This window comes from Ralstonia sp. RL, assembly GCF_001683835.1.
Classification (GTDB): Bacteria; Pseudomonadota; Gammaproteobacteria; order Burkholderiales; family Burkholderiaceae; genus Ralstonia; species Ralstonia mannitolilytica.
This window is the reverse complement of sequence record NZ_LWRX01000004.1, coordinates 1-4,889: the sequence shown is the minus strand read 5'-3', so window position 1 is coordinate 4,889 and position 4,889 is coordinate 1. Positions and strand designations below refer to the sequence as shown.

Genomic DNA, 4,889 nt, shown 5'->3' with positions numbered 1-4,889 from the left:
TGAAGCTGATCTCGCCGTTGATCTGCACGTCGCGCACCACGGCCATGTCCTCGACGCGGTGCTCGATGGTCACCGGTTGGCTGTAGCCCGTCACGTCGGAGAAGGTGACGGTGCCGGCCTCCAAATCGGCCGAGTAACCCGTGTGGATCACCGTGCCGTCGTGGCCAACCACGCGCACGCGGGACAGGCGCACGCGAGCGCAATTGATGGTCTGGCCGTTGCTGACCGAGGTGGTGATCTTCCCCGTATGGCCGACGACGGCGAAGCCGCCGGGGCGGAAGATCGGCACCCGTCCGTCGCTGGGCAGCCGCACCGGGTCGATGCCGAGCAGATCGGCATCCAGCGGCAGGTAGCTGTAGGCCACCGCGCTGTAGCGCACGCTGGAGGCTGCTACCGGCTCGGGCCGGAAGATCTTGCCGTCCGTCCCTACGCGGTCGGCGGCGTACCACGGCTCGCTCTCGTTTCCGGCGGCGGGTACGAAGGTGCCGAAGCGCACACGTACCACGCCGGTTTCGTAATCGACACTGCCGGTGACGCCGGTCGCCCCGATCTTGCCGTCGATGCCTGCCGTCACGTTTTGCGTTCCACCGACCGCGCGGGCGTACTGGATCGACAGCGACCCCGGACGCAACGGTGCCGCGCCGGTGCGGAACACATACTCGCTGGAGATGTTCTCGCCGACCGTGGTCACGCAGCTGGCACGGGTGATGGCGTTGGTCGTTCCCGCCGTCCAGGACGTGAGGGTCACCTCGCCCGACAGATAGTTGATCGTGCCGCGCGTGACCCAGCCGCTGGTGGTGAACTCGCGCAGCGTGCCCTGGCCGTTGTCGCCCCAGGGGTGTGCCCCTGGCAGTGTGAGCAGCACCGTGCCGGTCACCACCTGGGCATTCACGCCGGGCACCAGCTTGAAGGTCGGCGTGAACTGGAAGGTTTCCGAGTGGTTGCTGGTGGAGCCCGCGCTGTTGTAGCGCAGCTTCACGTAGCCTGACTCGTCATTCGGGTACAGCGAGGGCGCGGCGACATAAGACAGGCCGCCATAGTTCAGTCGCCAACGCCCGGTGCCGGTAATGGCCGCCGAGCTGTAGTTCGGACGTGGAATCCGGATCATCACGTCCGGGTTGAACACCACTTCACCGGTGGCGTAGTTGACCGTGCCAATGGTGTCGCCATTGAGGACGACATTGCCGCTGCCGTCGTCGCGGGCGATCTGGGTGGGGTCGCGCCACATTGCCACCGCCACGCCCATTTCCATCAATTGCTGCCAAGTGTACGCGCCCAGCACCGACGTGTCGGTGAGCGTGTTCCACTCGATCTCGAGCGAACCCGGCTCGATGGCCCCGAAGCTGGCGGTGACCGGCAGCAGCCCCGCGCCATTGCGGGAGGGGTGTGCGATCGAATCCTCATGCTTGGGGCCCGCGACGTAGCTCACGGTGAGCTGCGTGCCGACCGGCGGCAGCACGTCGGGCGCGAAGTCGAGATGGTTCTGCGCGACGCTCAAGGACCCGGTGGCCGCCCCGGAGAGTGCGCCCGAGGTCGAAGCGGATGCGGTCTTGGCGCCGCCGTATTCCCAGCTCACGGTGAGTGTGCCGGGTTGCACGGCCTTGCCCTCTGGCGGCGAGAGCTGCAAGGACTGCGAGGCCTTGAGGACGGCCTGCGGCTGCTGCGCTTCCTGCGTCGGCACGTTCCAGGTGAGGATGAGTGAGGAGCCTACGTCGGGCAGCGCGCCCAGCGTGACGACGAACGCACCGGTGTTCCTGTTGAACGTGCCTGCGCCGTAGCTCTGGTCCAGGCCCTTGAGCGAGCCATTGCCGCCGTCGGACAGCACGTACCAGCGGCCCTGGGCCATGTAGCTGATCGACAGTGTGCCGGGCTGCGGCACCGGATTGACGGTGCCGACATAGGACTGACTGCGCGACTCCAGTGTGACCGGAATCTCGGCGCTCTGTGGCGCACGCAGAATCTGCCCGGCCGGCGTGTAGGTAACCGCCTTCGCATTCGACATCGAGCCGGCGTTGAGGCTCAGGATGCCGTTGGCGTAGTCGATGGTGCCGACCGTGCCGCTGGCGGTCTTGAGCAGGCCCGCGTCGTCAAAGATCGTGATGCCGTCGGTCTGCAGGGTGAGCGAGCCCGGCAGGCAGCCGCCCGGCAGGTTGAACCGGGTGCTGGGCGTCCACGCATGGTTCGCCGTGTAGCTCACGGCCGCCGCACCGGGCACCGGCAATCCGGCGGCCGCGTAGGGCGGAACGAACGAGATCGACGTCTCGGTCTGCGCGCTCGGCACGAGTTGCGTGTAGATCGACGCGCCCTTGACCGTGAAATCGCCGACGGCGGCCGCCTGCGTCAGCGGTACCACGCCGACATAGGTGCCGGCGTCGGCCACGACCGTGTCACGCACCTTCGTGCTGTTGCTCGCACGCGTAAACGTGCGCGTGGCAGGTGAACCGGTGAAGTCGTAGCGCAGCGCATCGCTGATCTCGACCGTGACCACGCTGGCCTTGTAGTCCTTGTCGTTGTCGTAGGTGAACGTCCGCTCGACGACGGATACGGAAGTCGCGCGGACGTACTGCTCCTTCTGGGTGGGCAGACCCTCGTTCTCGACCAGCACCAGCGTCTGGCCGACGTTGGGCACGGCGTCGGTACTGCGCTGGAGCAGCTGAATCACGCGCTGCCCGGCGATGTGGTTCTCGAACAGATAGCCCGGCCATTCCGTGCCCTTGTTGAGGTAGGCCTCGATGCGTACGCGCGCCTGGTCGCGCGTATCGAAGGTTTTCTCGGTACTGAACAGCGTGACGCTGACGCGCGCGTCCTTCGGCGGTTCGGCCACGATCACGTTGGCACCGAAGTAGGTGTCGGTGTCGTCGGTCGCCACCTGCACGAAGGTCTTGCGCAGGTTGACCCGGCCGCCGGCGCGGTCGAGCTCCGAGATGTCCGGGAAGATGGCGTTCGAGACGCCATCGGCGATGGCGATGCCGGTGGGCGCGCCTCCGCCCTCGGGCACGTCCGCCATGACGGCGGACTTCAGCAGTTTCACGTCGCCGGATTGGATCGGCATCAGACAATCTCCAGGAATCGAAGGGTCAGGCGGTAGAAGTCGGTGTCGGCGCGTGCCGGGATGCCCAGCACCGGTTCAGCCTCGATGGCCGCTTCCGTGTGCCGGAAGGCGACCGTGAAGGCGCGGCCGTCGGCGAAGGTCAGGGCAAAACGCCCGGACGCAGCACTCACCGGAATTGCGGCCCAGGCGCGCAGTCGCTCGACCGTGGCGCGCGTCACCCACGCCATATCGGGCGCGCCCACCAGCGTGATGGGACGACCCGCCTGCCGAACTGCCGACTGGATCAGCAAGGCACCGGTGATGAGGTAGGACGTCGAGGCGACGGCGGGCGACCAGGCGTGCTCGTCGGTCCACAGCAGGTCGTCGGGCAGCAGCAGGTCCACCCCATCCGCGAGGTTCTTCAGTTGCATCGGAATCAGGTCAGGCCGTCCGGGTCCGGGCGGCGTCCAGAAGTTGCAGCAGGCGCGTTTCGTCACGCGCGTCGATGCGGGCGTCGACCTTGCGGTCGCCCGCGGCGAGTTCCACGCGCACGGTGCGGGTGGCCCCACCGTCACTTGGCAGCACCGGGCGGGCGATGCGCGAAGCGGCGGGTTGCACCAGCCCGCCGGCGGCGAAGCCCTGCACCCGTTGCGCCAAGGCCTGCGCCGGCGCGGACAGGTTGTTGATCGCCTCGAAGAAGCCGGCGCCGTAGCGGGCGACGGCCTCCTTGTTCACGACGAATTCGCCGGGCGTGAGCATCGCCGGCACGGTGTCCGATTTCGACAGGCCGCCGCGCCGGTAGAACTCGCCCTGGTGTTGCTCCATGTAGTCGATCAGCTCGCGCTCCAGGTCCTTGCCCCACAAGAGCGGCTGGGCCATCGCCTGACGCCACGTCTGCTTGATCCGCTCCAGGTTCTGGCGTTCGTTGCCGGTGAGCGTCTTGCGATCGATGAAGCCTTCCAGCGCGCGCCGGTCTTCCTGGGCCTGCTTGCCGTAGCTCTCCATCGTCTTGCTGCGCATATCCAGACTGACCGACGCACCGTAGTTCCACTCCAGCCATCCGGTGTACTCGTTCATCCCCTGCAGGCCGAGGTCGATCATCTTCAAGGCCTCGACCGCTTCGCGGTTGCGTTTCGGCGTGCTGGGCTTGCCGTCCGGATCGGTACTTGTGGAGCCGGGGCTGCCCAACGAGGCGACGCGCCCGCCGACCGCGAAGTGGGCGACGCCATTGGCCAGACGCGCCAGCGCGCCGCTGCCGTACTTGCGCACCGCCGCCTTGCGGATGACGAACGCGCCGGCCTCCAGCGTGCGCGGAACGGTGTCGTGGTGGCCGGAGCCGGGGACCGTGCCGCCGGTCATGCGGGGAAAGGCCGGAGCGACCGCGCCACCGTCGGCAAAGCGCCGCACGCCGCCACCAACCAGACCGCCGGCGGCGTTGACCTCGACCTTCTGCACGTAGATCGTGTGCGTGCTCGAGGTGTTGGCACCGTTCAGGCTCATGATCTCGGCGCGGGCCGCATCGGCATTGGTGCTGACGACGTGCTTCGATTCGGTCTGGATGCGATCCAGTGCCTTGATCATCCCCTCGACGTTGGTGATCGCCGCCTGCGCTTTCTCGGTGGCCACCTTCAACTCGAGCTGGGAGTTCTGGTCGGCGTAGGTCTTGAGCCGGGCCAGCGCGTCCTTCGCCTTGGACACGTCGGCATCGACCGGCAGGGTCTTGCCTTCCTTGAGCAATTGCTCGTACTGCTGCAGCTTCTTCTCGGCCTCCTGCAGATCGGCCTGGATCTTGAGCAGCACCTCTTTCTCGGCGAGCGCCTTGTCCAGATCGGCGATGGCCTTGTCGAAGCGCGCGGTG

The 4,889-nt window shown here is 67.2% G+C and carries 2 protein-coding genes and 1 pseudogene; all 3 read right to left on the bottom strand.

The window, feature by feature from the left end:
- Positions 1-3,052, bottom strand: a 3,052-nt coding sequence (locus A6M56_RS02075) for a hypothetical protein (RefSeq protein WP_286757678.1), incomplete at its 3' end; no start/stop codon positions are given.
- Complete coding sequence (locus A6M56_RS02070; protein WP_286757677.1) at positions 3,052-3,462, bottom strand: hypothetical protein; 411 nt, start codon at positions 3,460-3,462, stop codon at positions 3,052-3,054. The genes A6M56_RS02070 and A6M56_RS02075, both read right to left, overlap by 1 nt.
- 10 nt (positions 3,463-3,472) lie before the next feature.
- Positions 3,473-4,889: pseudogene (locus tag A6M56_RS02065) on the bottom strand (tape measure protein); the annotation flags it as partial.